The 18,443-nt window shown below is 62.3% G+C and carries 16 protein-coding genes; 8 read left to right on the plus strand and 8 right to left on the minus strand.

The genetic code is table 11. From position 1 onward, the window contains the following. Nucleotides 1-577: MFS transporter (locus tag AX760_RS21875; RefSeq protein WP_139276541.1), on the plus strand; the 577-nt coding region annotated here is incomplete at its 5' end. A gap of 13 nt (nt 578-590) precedes the next feature. Here the strand turns inward: AX760_RS21875 and AX760_RS21880 are convergent. Beyond that, nucleotides 591-986, minus strand: a complete 396-nt coding sequence (locus tag AX760_RS21880) for a DUF2780 domain-containing protein (RefSeq protein WP_071835136.1) — start codon at nt 984-986, stop codon at nt 591-593. A gap of 280 nt (nt 987-1,266) precedes the next feature. On the opposite strand from AX760_RS21880, the gene AX760_RS21885 reads away from it, so the two are divergent. After that, nucleotides 1,267-2,832: a helicase HerA-like C-terminal domain-containing protein gene (locus tag AX760_RS21885; protein ID WP_071835137.1), complete on the plus strand. Its 1,566-nt coding sequence runs from the start codon at nt 1,267-1,269 to the stop codon at nt 2,830-2,832. 99 nt (nt 2,833-2,931) lie between these two features. Here AX760_RS21885 and AX760_RS27810 read toward each other — a convergent pair whose 3' ends face one another. Then, the gene (locus AX760_RS27810) at nt 2,932-5,079 is read right to left on the minus strand and encodes a M10 family metallopeptidase C-terminal domain-containing protein (RefSeq protein ID WP_071835138.1); all 2,148 of its coding nucleotides are present in this window, start codon (nt 5,077-5,079) and stop codon (nt 2,932-2,934) included. A 319-nt stretch (nt 5,080-5,398) separates the two neighbouring features. Here AX760_RS27810 and AX760_RS21895 point away from each other — a divergent pair, with 319 nt between their 5' ends. Then, nucleotides 5,399-6,292 (plus strand): DMT family transporter, encoded by an 894-nt coding sequence (locus tag AX760_RS21895; RefSeq protein WP_071835139.1) that lies wholly within the window; start codon nt 5,399-5,401, stop codon nt 6,290-6,292. Between the two features lie 77 nt (nt 6,293-6,369). On the opposite strand, the gene AX760_RS21900 is transcribed toward AX760_RS21895, so the two are convergent. Beyond that, nucleotides 6,370-6,795, minus strand: a complete 426-nt coding sequence (locus AX760_RS21900; protein WP_071835140.1) for an organic hydroperoxide resistance protein — start codon at nt 6,793-6,795, stop codon at nt 6,370-6,372. 115 nt (nt 6,796-6,910) lie between these two features. Between AX760_RS21900 and AX760_RS21905 the strand changes: the two genes are divergently transcribed. The 3 genes from AX760_RS21905 to AX760_RS21915 all read left to right on the plus strand — a co-directional run bounded on the left by AX760_RS21905 (nt 6,911) and on the right by AX760_RS21915 (nt 9,853). Beyond that, on the plus strand, nt 6,911-7,378 hold the full coding sequence (locus AX760_RS21905) for a MarR family winged helix-turn-helix transcriptional regulator (RefSeq protein ID WP_071835141.1): 468 nt from the start codon (nt 6,911-6,913) through the stop codon (nt 7,376-7,378). Between the two features lie 248 nt (nt 7,379-7,626). Next, entirely contained in the window at nt 7,627-9,447 is a 1,821-nt protein-coding gene (locus AX760_RS21910; protein WP_139276004.1) for a sensor histidine kinase, read from the plus strand. Then, a complete protein-coding gene (locus tag AX760_RS21915) occupies nt 9,437-9,853 on the plus strand; it encodes a response regulator (RefSeq protein WP_071835143.1) in 417 nt (138 codons plus the stop codon). The genes AX760_RS21910 and AX760_RS21915 overlap by 11 nt, the downstream gene beginning before the upstream one ends. Here the strand turns inward: AX760_RS21915 and AX760_RS21920 are convergent. Together AX760_RS21920 and AX760_RS21925 are read right to left on the minus strand one after the other, a co-directional pair. Beyond that, nucleotides 9,828-10,616 carry a L,D-transpeptidase family protein gene (locus AX760_RS21920; protein WP_071835144.1) on the minus strand — a complete coding sequence of 263 codons (789 nt, stop codon included), beginning with the start codon at nt 10,614-10,616 and terminating at the stop codon, nt 9,828-9,830. The genes AX760_RS21915 and AX760_RS21920 overlap by 26 nt on opposite strands. Before the next feature lie 165 nt (nt 10,617-10,781). Next, nucleotides 10,782-13,118, minus strand: coding sequence for a putative bifunctional diguanylate cyclase/phosphodiesterase (locus AX760_RS21925; RefSeq protein WP_071835145.1), 2,337 nt, complete (start codon nt 13,116-13,118; stop codon nt 10,782-10,784). Between the two features lie 235 nt (nt 13,119-13,353). Here AX760_RS21925 and AX760_RS21930 point away from each other — a divergent pair, with 235 nt between their 5' ends. Then, a complete protein-coding gene (locus tag AX760_RS21930; protein WP_071835146.1) occupies nt 13,354-14,718 on the plus strand; it encodes a TIGR03808 family TAT-translocated repetitive protein in 1,365 nt (454 codons plus the stop codon). A 2-nt stretch (nt 14,719-14,720) separates the two neighbouring features. On the opposite strand, the gene AX760_RS21935 is transcribed toward AX760_RS21930, so the two are convergent. After that, on the minus strand, nt 14,721-16,118 hold the full coding sequence (locus AX760_RS21935; protein ID WP_071835147.1) for a PepSY-associated TM helix domain-containing protein: 1,398 nt from the start codon (nt 16,116-16,118) through the stop codon (nt 14,721-14,723). Between the two features lie 107 nt (nt 16,119-16,225). After that, complete coding sequence (locus AX760_RS21940; protein WP_139276006.1) at nt 16,226-16,621, minus strand: hypothetical protein; 396 nt, start codon at nt 16,619-16,621, stop codon at nt 16,226-16,228. 264 nt (nt 16,622-16,885) lie between these two features. Between AX760_RS21940 and AX760_RS21945 the strand changes: the two genes are divergently transcribed. Next, nucleotides 16,886-17,545, plus strand: a complete 660-nt coding sequence (locus tag AX760_RS21945; RefSeq protein ID WP_071835149.1) for a glutathione S-transferase family protein — start codon at nt 16,886-16,888, stop codon at nt 17,543-17,545. On the opposite strand, the gene AX760_RS21950 is transcribed toward AX760_RS21945, so the two are convergent. Next, nucleotides 17,546-18,442, minus strand: coding sequence for a LysR substrate-binding domain-containing protein (locus tag AX760_RS21950; protein WP_245295076.1), 897 nt, complete (start codon nt 18,440-18,442; stop codon nt 17,546-17,548). It lies immediately after the preceding gene. Nucleotide 18,443: the final 1 nt, after the last annotated feature.

Consider the following 18,443-nt stretch of genomic DNA (forward strand, 5'->3'; position numbering starts at 1 on the left):
AGAGGTCTTCGTCTTTTTCCGCAAGGCGCCGCTTCTGATTGCCATGGTGCTGGCCTTCGGCTTTGCCGATATCGCGGCGATTTCGGTCATGCCGGTCTATTTCGTCAAAATGGGCCATTCGCAGGCCTTTGCGGCACTCAGCGTCACGGTTCTGGCGCTGCCGACGGCGCTGGCCCAGCCGTTCATCGGCGTGGCGCTCGACCGCCTGCCCCGCCGCAAGGTGGCGATAACAGCGGCGGGCGTTGCTGCGGCCGGTTTCGTGATCCTGCCGTTCCTGACCTCGCCGGTGGCGATCCTGATCGATTTTGCGCTGGTTGGCGCCGGCAGTTTCTCGCTCTACACCTGCGCGCTGACCCTGCTGGGCGAGCAGTATCGCGGCAGCATGCTGGTGGCGGGAAGCGCGGCGTTTTCGCTCGCCTATGCGGTCGGCAGCGGTGCCGGCTCCGGCACAACCGGGGCGGTCATGGACCTGCTCGGCCCACCGGCCGCGCCGATCGGCGTCGGGCTGGCGCTGGTCGCATTTACGGCCGCCTTCGCTTTCGCGCGGCGGCCGCAAGAGATCTCTCGGGGATCTTGAAGCGTCAGGCTTTTCAGACGAACTGCGACAGGCCCGGAACCGAGGCAACGACCTCGTCGACGGTCTCGTCACCGGCCTTTTCCTTGGCATAGCCGATGGTTTCCTTGGCAAGCGCTGTGATCTCGCCCATGCCGAGGCCCTGGCTCATCAGCTGCTGGCCGAGCGCCATGACGCCGCCGCCGGCGCCAACCGCGCTCAAAAGGCCACCCAGAAGACCACCGCCGCCGGTGCCTTCGCCGTTGAACTTCGCCACCATTTCGGGCGCGCCGGGGATCGCTTCGATCATCTTGGCGACCGGGCCAGCAGCCGCTTCGCGCTGCAGGAAGCCGAGCATCATGCCGATCGCCTTTTCAGCGGTCGCAGGATCGATGCCAACATTTTCCGCAACGCGGGTGACGAGTTCGTTCATGAAATTCTCCTCAAATTATTTGACGTTGACGTCAAGGTAAATGATCTCTCAGGCAAACTCAAGCGACAGTCTGCCGCAAGGCGGCGTAGCGACGCGATTTGCCGTGTGCATCGTTTCATGGCTCCATGACGATTACAATGCGAGGGATCAAAGCTCCACACGTGCGGCCATTGCAGCCCCAACCCTCTGACCGTATAACCGAGAAAAGCATCGCGATGATGCCGCCGGGCGCCGATCCGCGCCATGCTTCCATCATCGGCACAAGGGAGACGAGGCCGACATGCTGCAGGATGGAAAGCTCTATATCGGGACAAGCCGCAAGCCGGACGACACGATCAACAAAGCCGAATATCTGGACCTGAAATTCGGCAACCGCCACGGCCTCGTGACCGGTGCGACCGGCACCGGCAAGACGGTGACGCTGCAGATCCTCGCCGAAGGGTTTTCCAATGCCGGGGTGCCGGTGTTCTGTGCCGACGTCAAGGGCGACCTGTCGGGCATTGGCGCCGTCGGCGAGCCAAAGGATTTTTTGCAGAAGCGCGCCACCGAAATCGGCCTCGATCCCTATGACTTCCAGGAATTTCCGGTGATCTTCTGGGATCTTTACGGCGAAAAGGGCCATCGGGTGCGCACCACCATGACGGAGATGGGGCCGCTTCTCCTGTCGCGCCTGATGAACGCTACGGATGCGCAGGAGGGCGTGCTCAACATCGCCTTCAAGCTCGCCGACGAAGGCGGTCTGGCTCTGCTCGACCTGAAAGACATGCAGGCGCTGCTCAACTATATGGGCGAGAACGCCACGGCGCTCTCCAACAAATACGGCTTCATCTCGAAAGCGTCCGTCGGCTCGATCCAACGCGAGCTGCTGATTCTCGAACAGCAGGGCGCCGAGCAGTTTTTCGGCGAACCGGCCCTGAAGATCAGCGACATCATGCGCACGACGCGCGACGGGCGCGGCGCGATCTCGGTGCTGGCCGCCGACAAGCTGATGATGAATCCGCGCCTCTACGGCACTTTCCTGCTGTGGATGATGTCGGAACTGTTCGAACAGCTGCCGGAAATCGGCGATCCGGAAAAGCCGAAACTCGTGTTCTTCTTCGACGAGGCGCATCTCCTGTTCAACGACGCGCCGAAGGTGCTGGTCGAGCGTGTCGAGCAGGTCGTGCGCCTGATCCGCTCCAAGGGCGTCGGCGTCTATTTCGTGACGCAGAACCCCCTCGACGTGCCGGAAACCGTGCTGGCCCAGCTCGGCAACCGCGTGCAGCATGCGCTGAGGGCCTATACGCCGCGCGAGCAGAAGGCGGTGAAGACGGCCGCCGATACGTTCCGCCCGAACCCCGACTTTGACTGCGCCACCGTGATCACCAATCTCGGTACCGGCGAGGCGCTGGTCTCGACGCTCGCAGCCAAGGGCGCGCCTTCGATGGTCGAGCGCACGCTGATCCGCCCGCCCTCGTCACGGCTTGGGCCGATCACCGAGGCCGAGCGCGCCGCGCTGATGAAGATCAGCCCGGTTGCCGGGCTCTATGACGAGGATTTCGACCGCGAGTCGGCCTATGAGATCCTGGCTGCCCGCGCCGCCAAATCGACCGAACAGGCCGAGGCCGCGCGCAAGGCGGAAGAAGAGCCCGCACAGGCGGACGCTTCAACCGGCGGCAGCCGCTGGACCCTGCCCGGCTTCGGCAATGACGAACCCGACGCAGCGACCCGCACGAAGCCGAAACCGCGCTCCGGCTACCAGCGCGAGAGCATCGCCGAAGCCGCCATGAAAACCGTCGCCCGCACGGTCGCCTCCTCGCTCGGACGGGCGCTGGTGCGCGGCATATTGGGGAGCCTGCGGCGGTAGGTCGATTTCGGCGTGTACAAATCAGAACGGCGGCCTTTGAGCCGCCGTTTTCATTTCCGGATGACTGAGCCAACGAAAAGCAACGCCGTTGGCTGATCGTCAGAGAATGAATTGGTCCTTGGTCAAGGTGATCGCATCATCGAGACGAATGGAAAAATCGGCTTTGCCGTCGCCGTTCACATCGCCGTAGATGTAAGTGTCCGAGGCGGCCTTGACGTAACGCAGTTCGCCAGCCTTTTCCGTGAAGGCGGATTTGCCGATGAACGAGAAGGCCTGGTCCCCGGTCTTCTTTGTGTTCGCGTCGATCCGGTAAAGATTCATGCGGTCGCCCTCGGCAATCGAAAAATCCACAATCGTGTCGCGGGTGGTCGAAGAAGGCCCCGAATCGCTGAGGGTGAGGAAATAGAATCTGTCCATGCCCTTGCCGCCGCCAAGACTGTCTGCGCCGGCCCCGCCGAAAAGCTCATCATAGCTTCCGTCTCCGCCCCGCAGCTTGTCGTTCCCACCACCGCCAAAAAGCCTGTCACCGCCAGCGCCGCCGGACAAGGTATCGCCTTGTGTCGTGCCGAAAAGCATATCGGGCGCCGAGGTGCCCGTTTCGGTCTTGGCTGCCTGCTTGTCGAAGATGAAATCGGACGCGCGCAGATCCGTGGGCAAAACGCCCTTCAGGAACATCGCAAAATTTCCATAGTCACGAAACGCGTAGAAAAATGTACCGCCGTCCTTCTGGTACATGATCGCCTGCAACTGGTCGAAGCTCGACATGCCGATGGACGAAAGATCGATCTTGTCCAGCCCGACCTGGAATTCGTGGACAGTATCGTCCTCGTTCTGGTCCTGCACAATCTTCGACGCCTTGAATATATCGGCGCCACCCTGGCCATAGAGGTCGTTGGTGCCGTCGCCGCCGATCAAGATATCGTTGCCCTCCCCGCCGAACAGGTCGTCGTCGCCGCCACCGCCGGAAAGCCTGTCGGATGCTTTGCCGCCGAATAGGTCGTCATCGCCGGTTGTCCCCGACAGCTTGCGGGCTTCCTGCGTGGCGAAGACGAAATCTCCTGCCGTGAGTTTCGACATCACGACCCCTGTCAGCGTCACTCCGAAGCCTGCGCCGAAATCGGCATTGATAGACGTATAGGTACCCCCGTTGAACATCACCAGCTTCAGCTGTTCGAAGCTGGTGATGCCGAAACCGGAGACATCGAGCGTGTCGACGCCGACCTGAAAATCCGCGATCGTGGTAAAGTTAAGGCTCGTCGAGCCCGCGACGCGTGTAGCGACCTTGAACGTATCAGCGCCGGCCTGACCGTAGAGGGTATCGGATCCGAGGCCGCCGGACAGGATATCGTTGCCCGCACCGCCGAACAGCCAGTCGACACCTGCACCGCCCAAAAGCGTATTGGCGCCATTGCCGCCAAACAGCGTCGAGCCGGTGTCCTCGGCGGTCTGGTTCTTCAGGTCCTGCGTGTCGAAGATAAAATCTCCGTCCGTCAATTTCCCCGGAGCGACGTTCAGAATCCAGACATCCTGGTCATAGTCCTTGTTATAAATCCGGAAGGTTGTGCCCGTATCCAAGGTCTGCAGCAGGTACTTGAGCTGGTCGAAACCGGTGACGCCGAATGCCGAAAGATCAATACGGTCGATGCCAACCTGGAAATCCATGATGATGTCGCGGGCACTCTCCTTCTGCACCATCTTGAACGTATCGCTGCCGCCCTGGCCGTAGAGTGTGTCCGCCCCTTCGCCGCCGAAGAGGATGTCGTTGCCTTCGCCCCCGTATAGACTATCGTTGCCATACGAACCTTTTAAGGTGTCGGCTTTCGTGCCTCCGAAAAGCAAATCTGAATCTGCTGTGCCAGTCTGTGTGCGCGCGCCGCCCGAATAAAAGACGAAATCCGTTGCAACCAGTTTGCCGGGCGTTACCATGTTGATCTGCACTTCATATTCGGCATCGCCGTAGTAGCTGACAAACCGGGAGCCGCCATCATACGTTTTGAGGAGCAGCTTCATCTGGTCGAAGCTCGAAACGCCCCAGGCAGAGACATCGATCTTGTCCACGCCGATCTGGAAATCCTTGATGAGGTCCCGGCTGGCGCCGCTCGCCGCGAGGCGTTCGCTAACCTTGAAGATGTCCGCGCCTGCCCCGCCCGTCAGATTGTTCGTGCCTGCACCACCGATCAGCGTATCGCTGCCAGCGCCCCCGGTCAGTGTTTCCGTGGTGCTGTTCTTCCCGACAATCGTCGCCATGCTCAAGCCGTCCGCCAATTCGATAGGATTTCAGGCGGTTAAGCTGCGAAGAACCCAATGCCCAGCCGCTAAATACAGCACGACGATTTATAGGCAAGGCTTGAGGCAATGCAACCATGGCGTCAGGAAATTCTCGTCGGGTCCACGACCGCAGATCGGAATGCGGCTCGGCTGGAGCACGGGGCACGGGGCACGGAGTTCCTGACCTCGCGTTTCCCGCTTGAAACCGCCAAATACGACCTCGTGTTTCGTGTTCCCGCATGGTCAGGGGGCGGCATTTCAGCCTATAGCTGAAGGCTGGGGATCGGGGGATAGGGCGATGACGCACGGGGAGCAGGCGCAGTATCGTCTGGGGCTGGCGCTGGTGGCGTTTTGTGCGCTGGCCTGGTCGTCATCGGGCTTCTTCATCCGGCTGATCGGCACCGATCTGATGACCATGCTGTTCTGGCGCGGCCTGTTCACCGGCACGGCCGTCATGCTGCTGTTCGTCGCGATCGAGCGCGGCGCCGCTTTTCCGATCCTGAAGACCATGCGCCTGCCTTCGCTGATGGTCATGATCTTTTCGGCCTCGGGCATGATCACCGGCCTCGGTGCCATGCGCTACACCACGGTTGCGGATGCGATGGTGATCTATGCGACGGTGCCCTTCGTCACGGCCGGCATCGCTTTTCTGGTGATCGGCGAGAAACCCGGCCGCTCGACGCTGATGGCCAGCGGCGTAGCGCTTCTCGGCGTCGTCATCATGCTGGCAGATACGCGCGGCGACAGCGGTACGCTCACCGGCAAGGTCCTGGCGATCGGCATGACCCTGAGCATGGCGTGCCTGGCAACGACAATGCGCCGCCATCGCGGCATACCGCTCCTGCCGGCCATGGGCGCGTCGGCCTGGCTCTGCTCGGCGGTGACTTTCTGGTTTGCCAGGCCGATGGGCATCACGGCCGTCGATCTCGGCCTGACGGCGCTGTTCGGCGTCTTCCAGAACGCGCTCGGGCTTGTTCTCTACACCTTCGGCTCCCGCCGTATCCCGGCCGCAGAGGCGACGCTGATTGCCGCGCTCGAGGTGCCGCTTGCGCCCTTCTGGGTCTGGGCGGTGTTCGGCGAGACGCCGGGCCGCGCAACACTGATCGGCGGCCTCGTCGTGCTGACGGCGCTGTTCGGTCACATCGCCTCGGAAGTGCGCCGCACGCGCACCGTCCTCCCGACAGTCATCTGACACCGGCCGCGGTCCCAATCGAAAAACCCGGCGGATTGCTCCGCCGGGCTCGATATTGATCCTGTCTCGAACGCGCCTCAGGCGAGCGTGACTTCGACTTCCGTCGAGGTGCGCATGGCGTGGCTGTAGGGGCAGACGATGTGGGCGGCGGCGACAAGCTTTTCGGCGACGTCGCGGTCAAGGTCCGGCAGCGATGCCACGAGCGAGACTTCGATGCCGAAGCCGGTGCCGTCGTCGCGCGGGCCGATGCCGACGCTTGCTGTAATTGTCGTGTCACCGGAGAGCTTTACCTTCTCCTTGCCGGCCACAAAGTGCAGCGCGCCGAGGAAACAGGCGGCATAACCGGTCGCAAACAGCTGCTCCGGATTGGTGCCTGTCGCGCCGTCGCCGCCGATTTCCTTGGGCACGGTCAGCGTGACGTCGAGCACGCCGTCCGCAGTCGTTGCGCGACCCGAACGGCCGCCACCGGTGGCAGTGGACTTGGTTGTGTAGAGAATGGCCATGAACGTCTCCTTCTGGTGTTGAATGAATGATGCGGACCATATAGCGCAAAATTAAATTGTGCGCAAGTTAATTTTGCAAATTGCAATATTCGAGCCGATTTGCGATCATGTGCGGATGAGAGACGCCGTGGACACAAAGCCCCCCCTGCCCGAAGACGCGCTGGCGCTTGGCCAGCAGCTCTGTTTCGCGGTCTATTCCGTCGCCCATGCCTTCAACCGGACCTACAAGCCGCTGCTCGATCGCTTCGGCCTGACCTACCCGCAATATCTCGTGCTTCTGGCGCTGTGGCAGACGGACGGCATCACGGTCAAAACGCTGGGAACGCAACTGGGGCTGGATTCCGGCACGCTCTCCCCGCTTTTGAAACGCCTTGAAGCCGCCGGCTTCGTCGATCGCACCCGCGACAGGAGCGATGAACGCCAGGTGCTGGTCAGCCTGACGCAGAAGGGGCAGGACCTGAAAAGCGAAGCCTTTGGAATCCTGATGGAAATCGGCAAGGCGACCGGCTGCAGCAGGGAAGAGGCCGGCGCCCTGCGCGACGCCCTGCACGACCTGACGCAGCACCTCGATCGGCCGGCTTAGATCCCCCGGCAGGATCGATCCTCATCCCCCACACGAGCGTAAGTTCACGGTGCCGACGTTATGCGGCTTTAAAAACACAACCGGGACGCTACTATAGCCTGACTGCTTCGCAAGCATTGGAGGCCTTCTCGCTGCGGTACGAGCATTTCTGGAAAGTTGCAGCACATTCTATAGGCTGGGTCTGCATCGTCATTGGCGGGGCGGTCCTGCTCGCATGGTGGTTGCGGCCCGAGGCATTGGCGCTGTCCATGCCGATGGTCTATGCGATGAAGTTCAACACCGCTTTGTGCTTCGTCGCCATCGGCTTCGCCTTCAATCTCGCCGTCATCAATGGGCGGCAGGCAGCCGTGGCGCTGGCTCTGTCGGCATTCACGGGCAGCATTGCCGTGGCCAATCTCCTGCAGCACATGTTCGCGATTGATTTCGGCATCGACCGGCTGCTCCATGAACCCTTCATCACGATCGGCACCGATTCTCCGGGGCGCATGACGCCGAACGCAGCGGTGTGTCTGGCGCTTGTCAGCGCCGCGATCATCTTGACTGCCGTTATGCGCCGCAACTCCGTTGCGCGCGTTATACTCGGGCTGATCGTCTTCGTGATCGCCGGCAGCGCGCTGCTCGGTTATGCCATCGGCGTCGAATCCTCCCGCAACTGGCGGCCGCTGGCGCAAATGCCGCTGCACACGGCGTTCTGCTTTTCGCTGCTGGGGAGCGGACTGATCTTTATCGGCGCCCGGGAAAGAGGCTATCCGCGCTCGACCATCGCCGCGGCGCTGGGGGCCTTGACCTACCTGCTGCTGGTGCTGCTCGCCTATATGGAAATGCTGTCTCAGGATACGAAGCTGTCGGAGCTCTTGCAGGCCAGCGGCGCAAACCCGCGTTCGACCCTGCTCGGCATCGTACTGCTTTCCGGCGCGCTCTATGCGGGCATGATCATCTACGGCTTTCGCAGCGCGCAGAAGTACCGGGATGTCGCCAGTCAGCTGCGGGAAAGCGAAAAACGGCTGGCGGCGATCATCGAGACCGCCGTGGATGGTTTCATCACCATCGACGACCGCGGCACGGTTATCGCCGTCAATCCCGCCTGCGAGAAGATTTTTGGCTATCGCACGGCGGAAATCCTGCAGAAGAATGTCAAGATGCTGATGCCGGCGCCGTATCGTGCCGCCCACGACCAATATCTGGAGACCTACAAGGCGACCCGTCGTGCCGGGATCATCGGCGTCGGCCGGGAGGTCGAGGGCCGGCGCAAGGACGGTTCGGTCTTTCCGCTCGACCTCTCCGTCGCAAAGGTCGAACTCGACAATCAGGTGATCTATAGCGGCATCGTGCGCGATATTTCCGAGCGCAAGAAATACGAAAAGGACCTGCTGGAGGCCAATGCCGAGCTGGAGGAGTTCTCCTACCGGACATCGCATGACCTGCGCTCGCCCATCGCCTCGTCGCTGGGGCTTTTGAGCATCGCCCGCGACATGATCGAAACAAACGCGACGGAAGAACTGAAACCGGTGCTCGGACGGATCGAAACCAGCTTCCGCAAGCTCGACCACCTGATCCAGAACATCATTTCGCTGACCCGGACCAAGGCGATGGAAGAGACCGAGAGCCGCATACCGATCGCGCATGTCGTGCGCGAGACGCTTGACCGGCTGTACTACATGGAAAATGCCGGACGCCTGCGCATCGATATCGCCATAGATGACGATCTGACGATCCTGCGCAAGGCCAGCCGTTTCCAGATCATCATCGACAATCTCCTGTCAAACGCCATCAAATATCAGGACCCGGCAAAGGCCGATCCGGAAATCCGCATCGGGGCCGCCATCGATGACGGCAATCTCGTCTTGACCGTCGCCGACAATGGTCTGGGTGTCGAGCCCGGCTCAGAGCATCTGCTCTTCCAGATGTTCAAGCGCCTGCATCCGCAACATTCCTTCGGCAGCGGCCTTGGCCTTTACATCCTGAAAAAGAGTGTGGAACAGCTCGGCGGCACCGTATCTTACAACCGTTTGCAGGAAGGCAGCCTTTTCACCGTGACCCTGCCGGAGAGGAATCATCATGCGCATTAAGTCCATTCTCACGGTCGACGACGATGACAACGACCTGTTCATCTGCGCCTATACGATCCGCAAGTTCGATCCCGAGATCACAACGCTAACGGCTACGAACGGCGCCGAGGCGCTGGCGGTTCTGCGGACGACCACGCCGGATGCGATCATCCTCGACATCAACATGCCGGTGATGAACGGTTTCGAGTTTCTCGAACACTATGCGCGCGAATTTTCGGTGCATGCGCCCGTGGTCGCCATGCTGACCAGTTCGCATCTGAACGCCGATCGCGAAAAGGCGATGGGCTATTATTTTGTCAAAAGCTACTTCGAAAAACCGCTGACACTGACCAATCTGCGGCTCATGGCAGGATTGCTCGGCCTCCCGCCCGAGCGCCCGCTCACACCACCAGGATCGGCGCCTTGACGCGCACGCGACCGTAAAGATCCATCACGTCCTGGTTCATCAGGCGCACGCAGCCCGACGAGGTCGCCTTGCCGATCGACTGCCATTCCGGCGTGCCGTGCAGGCGGTAGAGCGTGTCCTGCCCGTCCTTGAAGATGTACATGGCGCGCGCACCGAGCGGGTTCTTCAATCCCGGCGCCATGCCGCCATTGGCAATTGAATATTCCGCCAGGTGCGGCTGGCGCGCGACCATTTCATTCGGTGGCTTCCAGCGCGGCCAGGCCTGTTTCCACTGGATGACGCCGCGTCCCGACCAGGCGAAACCTTCCCGGCCGATGCCGACACCATAGCGCATGGCCGAACCATCGGCCTGGATCAGATACAGGAAACGATCGGCCGTATCGACGATGATCGTGCCGGGTCGTTCGCCGAACGGATCGGAGACCTGCTGGCGATAGTACTTCGGAGCGATCTGCTGGTAGGGAACGGCCGGAATCGAAAAACCGCCATCCTCGACGGGTCCGTAAATCCCGGAATAATAGGCCGATTGCATCGGCAGGCCGCTCTCGACAGGCTCGAACCCGACCGGCCCGTCCTGCATCGGCATCAATCGCGGGTCGCGGTAGCGGATGTCGAGGTCCGGATTGCGGAAATAGGGCGCCGTCTCCTGTCTAAAACGATCGGTGTTCATCGAGGAGGTGCATCCGCCAAGGGCAGCAGAGGCGACGGCGAGGCCGGACATGCCGAGAAACTGACGGCGGGACGGGGACGTTGAAAAAGCCATGAATATCTTCAGTTCCGGTTCACGCCGGGAGGGCGCCGCCGCCTAAACACGCAGCATAAGGATTTGTTCCGGCCGTGACCCGGATTAACGGCGCATTTATGGCAAGCGCGGCTGGACCGGGGCTTGCGCAAACCGAAGCGGGGACATTCTTGACGCTGGCCGATCTCAGGCGGCGTCGACTTCGGCAATCAGTTTTGACGCATGGCAGACAGAGAAAACCCGCTCGAAATCGGTGGTCGGCAGGGGTTTGCTGAAGAAATAGCCCTGGATCTCGGTGCAGCCGGCAGCCCGCAGAAAATCGACCTGCGCCTGGGTTTCCACGCCCTCGGCAATCACCCGCAGATTGAGCTTCTGCGCCAGCGATATGATCGCGCCTGTTATCGCCCTGTCATCCTCGTCGCCGGGAAGATCCTGAACGAAAGAACGGTCGATCTTCAGCCGGCTGACGGGAAAGCTCTTGAGCGCGCTGAGGCTGGAATAGCCGGTGCCGAAATCGTCGATCGCCAGTTGCACGCCGAGCGCCTCCAGTTCGTGCATGGTGGCAATGGCGGCCGGCACGTCCTGCATGATCAGGCTTTCGGTCAGTTCCAGTTCGAGATAGCAAGCCTCAAGCCCGCTGTCGCGCAAGGCCGCGGCGACACGAGAGACACAGTCACCCTCACTGAACTGGCGGGCGGAGACATTGACGCTGACGATGATGGGCGGCAGGCCGGCATCCTGCCAGGCCTTGTTCTGGCGGCAGGCCGCGTTCAGCACCCAATCGCCAATCGCGACGATCAGCCCCGTCTCCTCGGCAAGCGGAATGAAGTCGGCGGGGGTGACAAGGCCCCGTTCGGGATGTTGCCAGCGCACCAGCGCCTCGGCGGCGAACACCCGGCCGGTGTGCAGATTGACCTGCGGCTGGTAGTGCAGCACGAATTCCTGGCGGGCGATGGCATCGCGCAGTTCCTCCTGGTGCAGGAGCTTTTCATGCGCCTTGGCCGCCATCTCGACATTGAAGAGCTGCAGGTTGTTGCGGCCGATCTCTTTTGCCCGGTACATGGCGGAATCGGCATTGGCCACCAGGTCGATGGCGGTATCCCCATGGTCGGGATAGCAGACGACACCCATGCTGCAGCTGACCTGCAGGCTGCGGCCGGACAACATCATTGGCGCCGCGATGGCGCTGCGGATCTTTTCGAACCGGGACAGAACGAGATCGCGCTCCGTCGGCAGGCCGTTGAGCATGATAATGAATTCATCGCCGCCGACGCGGACGATCATATCGGATTTGCGAACACAGGCGCGCATCCGGTCGGCCACGATCCGCAGCATCTCGTCGCCGGCATGATGGCCGAGACTGTCGTTGACCAGCTTGAAATTATCGAGATCGAGGAAGGCCAGCGCCACCCACCGGCCGCTGCCCTGCGCCTGCTGCAGGGCAGCGGCGACCTTGGCATCGAACATGAGCCTGTTGGGCAGGCCCGTCAGCGCATCGTGGTGAGCCATGAAGTGAATGCGCTCTTCGGCCTGCTGGCGCTCGATGGCGATCCCGGCGAGATGCGCAGCCATCAGGATCAGTTCGTTGTGTTCATCGCTGGGAAGGCCTGGCTGGGCGCTATAGAGCGCGAACGTTCCAAGCACCTTACCCTCATAGGAGCGGATGGGTGTCGACCAGCAGGACCGGTAGCTGTATGGAGCAGCGATGGCCTTGTAGTCTTCCCAGAGGGGATCGGTCAGGATGTCGGCAACGAGTACGGGCTCGCCCGTAAAGGCGGCCGTGCCGCAGGAGCCGACTTTCGGCCCGATCGCGACACCGTGGATGGCCGCGCTGTAGGCCGGCGCCTGACTGGGCGCTGCGCCGTGGAGGAGATGTTTGCCATCGGGCGAAAGCGTCAGGATCGATCCGCTGATGCCGGGCATTTGCGATTCGATGAGCAGGATGAGTTCGGTGAAGAACTGCTCGATCGGGGCCCGTGTGGCGATCATTTCCAGGAGCCGCGCCTGTCCGACCAGCATGCGCTCGGAGCGCTTCAGCTCGGTGATATCCCTGGAGACGCCGACAATGCCGATCGTGCTGCCCTGCTTGTCGCGCAACGGCAATTTCGAGGTCATCAGCCAGCGGTCGGGTCCCTTGAGGACAGCGACCCGCTCCTCGATGCCGAAAAGGGGCTCGCCGGTTTCGATGACACGCCGTTCGTCAGCGGCGAAATGCGCCGCCAATTCCGGGGCATGGATGTCGAAATCGTTTTTTCCCAGAATATCCTGCATCTTTTCGAAACCGCAGTCGGACACGGTCGCGTGGTTGGCGATGAGAAAACGCCCCTCGAGATCCTTCGCGTAGATATAGTCGGGAATGTGGTTCATCATCGTCTCGAGCCAATAATGGCGATCGGCGATGTTGGGTTCGGGGATGAACATGCGGGATGCTTCTGCCGCCAGACGGACGCTGGCATCGATCAGCCGGCGCGTATCCTCGTTGCTGGCTGCCCTGGCTCCGGTATCGCCACGATAACGGGTCATGTTCTTTGTCAAGCACGGCCTCCAAACACAAAAATACGTCTGCCTATTCCCCCGGCAGACAGTCATAACAGCCATAGGTTAGCCTTCCCTAAAGATGAACCGGCGATTTTTGCGTGTATCCGATTCGAAACTGCCGCTTTCCACATCCAACCAAACAGGGCACAGCCAGGGATGGTTCATTTCGGCACAGGTGCCGTGGCACGGTTTGTGCTTCACAGGCCTGAAGGGATTCCTCATGCTCACGCGCCGCCTGTTCATCCTCTTTGCCGCATCGGCCGGCTTCGCTGCGGTTTCGGCGCAGCGACCGGCATGGTCGCAGGGCCTGGACGGGCTGCGCGGCGCCATCGACATTGCGCCCTATGGGTTGACGCCCGACGCGACCGTCGACCAGGGCGACGCGCTCAACCGGCTGTTGCGCGATGCGGCGTCGTCCGGGCTGCAGGCGGTGCTGCCCGCTGGCGATTATGTGGTCTCCGGCGTCAATCTTCCCGATGGTATCGACCTGTCCGGAACCGCCGGCGCGACCCGGCTGATCCATGCCGGCGGACGCTTTGCGCTGTCCGGGCGGAACCTGAAACGGGCCCGCTTGTCCGGCCTCAGCATCGATGGCGCAGCGCAGCCGCTTGGCGCCGAGGCCGGTGGTCTTCTCCATCTTGAGAACATTGCAGCCATGACGATTGAGGACTGCACGATCACCGGCTCGTCGAAACATGGCATTCACGCCGACGGCTGCGGCGGGCGGCTCTCCGGAAACCGCATCACCGCCGCCGGCATGGCAGGCCTCTACGCGCTCGACAGCCGCGCCCTCTCGATCACCGGAAACATTGTGTCCGACTGCGGCAATGGCGGCATTCTCGTGCATCGCCAGACCGCGGGTGAAGATGGAACCATGATTGCCGGCAACCGCGTGACGCGGATTGCCGCCACAGAGGGCGGGACCGGCGAAAACGGCAATGGCATCAACCTGTTCCGCACAGCCAATGTGATGGTCACCGGCAATCATGTCTCCGATTGCGCCTTTTCCGCCATCCGCGCCAATGCAGCCAGCAATGTGCAGATCGCCGACAACCAGTGCCTGCGGTCCGGGGAGACGGCGATCTATGCGGAATTCGGTTTTGAAGGCGCTGTCGTTTCCGACAATCTGATCGATGGCGCGGCAAACGGCATCCTGATCGTCAACTTCAATGATGGCGGACGGCTGGCCGTGGTCAGCGGCAATCTGGTGCGCAACCTGAAAGAGGATGGCCCCTATGTCCATGATGGCGCAGGCTTCGGCTTCGGCATCGCCGTGGAGGCCGATACGGTGGTGTCCGGCAATATTATCGAGAATGCCCCGAAATACGGTCTGATGCTGGGCTGGGGACCCTATCTCCGCAATGTCGTCGCCACCGGCAATCTGGTGCGCGCAGCACAGATCGGCTGCGCCGTCACCGTGGTCGAGGAAGCGGGCACGGCGCTGATTGCAGACAACCTGTTCCAGGACGTGCCCGGCGGCGGCATTGTCGGCTTTCGCTGGAACGACAAGGCCACCGGCGACCTGATGGCCGCCGGTGCCGAGACGTTCAGGCACCTGACGCTGCAGGGCAACCGGATCGCCTGAGATCAGTTGCCGCTGTGCACCGGCCGGACCTGCGACGACAGGCGCCCCGCCAGCTGATCGACGACGATCATGACGACGATCGCCAGGCCCGTGAGCGGGAAGGCAAGCCCGAAGACGATGGCCAGTGCCCAGAGCCCGATATAGACGCTGCGCCGTTCCGGCATCGGCGGCACGCCGAGACGACCCGTGGGGCGACGCTTCCACCACATGACGACGGCGGAGACGCAGGCAAGGACGATCGCCAGGCAGGTGGCCAGCATCAGAAGCTGGTTGAACAGGCCCCATTCCTGCCCGAGATGAACATTGATGCCCCATTCGATGGCCCGGCCGACAGCCGGATACTGGCGCCACGACAGATCGACCAGCGGCTTTCCCGAATACTGATCGATGTGGATTGTCCGTTCATGGGCCAGATGATCCGGAAAGATCGCGGCCGTGTAGACGCCGGTCTCGCCCGACGGCACAGCCATCTCGTATCCGGGCAGCATCCCGGCCCGATCGGCAATCTCGACCGCCCGGTCAAGACCGATCGCGGCGGCCGGCTCGGTTGCCTTCGCCGCGATCGTCGATGCCGGCAGCGGTGCGTTTTCGATCAGCCAGCCTGTTTTCGACAGGACGTCCTTCGTCACCCGGGTCGATGGCGGCACGTCATCCCACAGCGCGGCCGGATAGCCATAACCTGCAGCGGTCAGCGTGGAATTGACGTTGGCGCCCCAGTAGCCGGACCAGAGAAGACCGGTGAAGGCCATGAAGACGATCAGCCCGGCCGAAAAGATGCCGGTCACGGCATGCAGGTCGCGCCAGAACACCCGCCGCGCCGCCGTCCCTCTGACGGTGACGACACCGCCCGTCTGCTGGCGCGGCCACCAGAGGAAAATGCCGGTAAAGACAAGCAGGATGGCAAAGCCCGCCACGATCTCGATGATCCGCTCGACCGGTTTGCCGAAATAATCCAGGCTGTGCAGATCCTCGACGACCTGGTTGAACTCCTGCGCGGCAACAACCTGATCCAGCACCGCGCCGCTATAGGGATTGACGAAGACCAATGTGCTGCCGGCAGCGGCATCGAGCGTGACCCGGGCGGAGCGATCCGGCCCCGCCGGCGTGCGGTAGGCGGTCACTGTTGCACCGGGAAGGGCCGCCATCGCCATATCGACGATCGTCGAAGGCGAAAGCGGGGTCCCAGCCGGCGCGACGACATTGCGGCTTGCAAAGAAGGTCTGATCGATCTCTTCGTCGAACAGGTAGATCGAGCCTGTGATGGCGAGATTGAGCAGAAACGGAATGACCAGCAGGCCGGCAAAAAAATGCCAGCGCCAGATGGCCCTGTAGAGCGAGATACGGCCGGGCTCCGCAGCGGTGCGGACACTGCCCGGCGAGGCAATGGTTTCGATGGTCATGATGGGTTCTCGAGCGAGGTGCGCCCAGCGGCAGCGATGCGGCGGCCGCAATGGACAAACGGATGAAGGGGCGTGGTTTCAGGCAAGGCGGCCCGGACGGCGAACCGTCAGGCTGCGGCGTATCCCGAAAAAGGCGGAGCCCTTGCTCCGAGGCCGGGCTCGAGAACCGGCGGCAGGATCGAATGATAGATCGGCGCACCAGTGCCGGATGGCCGGGGCGTGCACCTGTAGGCCGAGGCCATGACCGGCAGCGGCAGGGTGGCGACAACCGAAAGGCAGCAGGGACCGCAATCCTCACCGCCACGATGGTGGTTCCCGGACGGCACGTGATCTGCGGCCGCACCGTCGCCGGGGTCGCCGGTGAGGCAGAGGTCCGGGAGGGATCCGTCCGGCAGGACATAACCGGCCATATCGGCCGGCATGGTCCCGGCAAGGGGATGGTGGGCGATGCCTGACAACAGCAAGGCAAGCGTGCACAGCATGCCCGCGATCCAGTGCCGCATCTGCCGCGTCCTGCCGTTCATTGCGCCGGCGCTCCCCCCGTTGTCATCTGACCGCTTTAGCCGCGCCGGACGGCGAAATCAATGCCACGGAAAGGGCCTTGTTCTTGCGTATCATCAAAAACTTTCATGCCCTTTATCACGTCGCCCGGCTTCCTTCCGCCGTGCGGTTTCCTATAGCATTCAAAGTTTAGAGCGACCTTTGCGCGTTCCACTGAACGCGTGGCGCTCCAGGGTGCGCCACCAGAACATCCGGAGAAGAAGACCATGCTGACGATCTATGGCGTTTACCGCTCGCGCGCCTCGCGCAACTACTGGATGGCGGGGGAACTGGATCTGCCCTTCACTTCCGTTCCCGTCCTGCAGGCAAGGCGCCTTGCCGACCCGCTCGCCGCCGATGCCCCGCTCAACACGCTGTCGCCGGCCTTCCTGTCGATCAATCCGATGGGCAAGATCCCGTCGATCGAGGATGACGGCCTGATCCTGCACGAATCGCTGGCCATCAATCTCTATCTGGCGCGCAAGCATGGCGGCCCCTTGTCGGCTCAGACGATCGAGGAAGACGGCCTGATCACCAGCTGGACGATGTGGGCGGCAACGGCGGTCGAGCCGCATGCGGTGAAGATCGTGCTCGCCCATGACAACGGCATCGCCGGCACGCCAGAGGGTCAGGCGATCATCGCGCAATCGACAGCGGCTCTTGAAACGGCGTTTGCGGTGCTGGAAGCGCAGCTGTCGCAGTTCGGCCATGTCGCCGCCGACCGCTTCACCGTCGCCGATCTCAATCTCGCAGAAGTGTTCCGCTATGCGATGAGCGAGACGGCGCTGTTTGAGAATGCGCCACGCGTCAAGGCCTGGCTGGCACTCTGCCAGTCGCGCCCGGCCTTTCGGGCGATGATGGATATGCGGTTGCGCGAACCGGAATAATCATCGCGGTCCGTCGATCTGCCGCATCGATCTTTCGATCTCGTCGCGGACAAAGGCCTTGAAGGCGGCGACAACCGTCGTTTCGCGGCGCGTCGGCGACGTTACGAAATAATGGCCGAAGCCGGTTTTCGCCCGGACGCGAAACGGCGCCTTCAGGCGTCCCTCAATCAGCGCGTCGCCGGCCAGCGTCTGCCAGGCCAGCATGACCCCCTGCCCGGCGATTGCCGCATCGATGCATAAGGACGCCTCGTTGAACACGTGGCGCACCTTCATCTGCGCGCCCGACAGGCCGACCGTGCGCAGCCAGGTTTCCCAGGAGAACATCGAGCGCGCGTCGATGACCGCCCCGCATTGCAGGATATCTGCAGGCTCGCGCAGGGTCTCGGCGATCGCGGGCGCGCAGACGGGGAACACCTCCTGCGCCAGAAGTGGCTCGATCCGCAAGCCCGGCCATTCGCCCGTGCCGACCCGGATGCCGATGTCGACATCGGAGGTCTCGAGATTGGCGAGCTTCGTCGTCGCATCGATGCGCAGGCTGATATCGGGATGGGTGAGCGCGAAACGATCGAGCCGCGGAACCAGCCAGCGCGCCGCAAAGACCGGCGCAACCGAGATTGTCAGGATCTTTTCGTCCCGCTGCCGCGCGGAAGCCACGGCCTGATCAAGCAGGTCGAAGCCGCCCTTCAGCCGTGGCATCAGGCTTTCGCCCGCCGGTGTCAGCACCAGGCCGCGCGGGCCGCGTTCAAAGAATATCCGGTCCAGCTGCTGCTCGGTCTTGATGATCTGCTGGCTGACGGCGCCGATGGTCACGCCAAGTTCTTCGGCTGCCGCTTTGAGCGAGCCGAGCCGCCCCGTCGCCTCGACGGCCCGCAAGCCGTTGAGATGCACAATATTGATA

The organism is Pararhizobium antarcticum (assembly GCF_001885585.1).
Classification (GTDB): domain Bacteria; phylum Pseudomonadota; class Alphaproteobacteria; order Rhizobiales; family Rhizobiaceae; genus Pararhizobium; species Pararhizobium antarcticum.